Raw genomic sequence first — 949 nt, forward strand, 5'->3', positions numbered from 1 at the left:
CCTTCATCTTTAGAAAGAACATAGATTTCTGAAGTGAAAGTAGTGTGTGGAGTGATTGAACCAGGCTTAGCTAGAACTTGACCACGCTCAACTTCGTCACGCTTAGTACCACGTAGAAGAACACCAACGTTCTCACCAGCACGGCCTTCGTCTAGAAGCTTACGGAACATCTCAACGCCAGTACAAGTAGTCTTAGTAGTTGGTTTGATACCAACGATTTCTACTTCGTCACCAACAGTGATGATACCTTGCTCAACACGACCAGTTACAACAGTACCACGGCCTTGGATTGAGAATACGTCTTCGATTGGAAGAATGAACGGCTTATCGATAGCACGCTCTGGCTCTGGGATGTAGTTGTCTAGAGCTTCTGCTAGTTCAACAACTTTTGCTTCCCACTGCTCTTCGCCGTTTAGTGCGCCAAGTGCAGAACCCATGATTACTGGGCAATCATCACCTGGGAAGTCGTACTCAGATAGAAGTTCACGAACTTCCATTTCTACTAGCTCAAGTAGTTCTTCATCATCAACCATGTCACACTTGTTCATGAATACGATGATGTAAGGGATACCAACCTGACGACCAAGTAGGATGTGCTCACGAGTCTGTGGCATAGGACCATCAGTTGCAGCAACAACTAGGATACCACCGTCCATCTGAGCAGCACCAGTGATCATGTTTTTAACATAATCGGCGTGTCCAGGACAGTCAACGTGTGCGTAGTGACGAGTTGGAGTATCGTACTCTACGTGAGAAGTAGAGATTGTGATACCGCGCTCACGCTCTTCTGGAGCGTTATCGATTGATGCGAAGTCACGAGCAGAACCGCCGTATACTTTAGAAAGTACAGTACAGATTGCTGCAGTTAGAGTTGTTTTACCGTGGTCAACGTGGCCGATTGTACCAACGTTAACGTGCGGTTTCGTACGTTCAAATTTTTCTTTAGACA

At 46.0% G+C, this 949-nt stretch carries 1 protein-coding gene; it reads right to left on the reverse strand.

Annotation, left to right across the window (positions count from 1 at the left end; all coding sequences use genetic code 11):
* Positions 1-949 (reverse strand): elongation factor Tu (gene tuf, locus CTN07_RS22500; protein WP_107183776.1); only part of this gene is annotated, 949 nt, incomplete at both ends.

It is taken from the genome of Photobacterium damselae (genome assembly GCF_003026815.1).
Lineage (GTDB): Bacteria > Pseudomonadota > Gammaproteobacteria > Enterobacterales > Vibrionaceae > Photobacterium > Photobacterium damselae.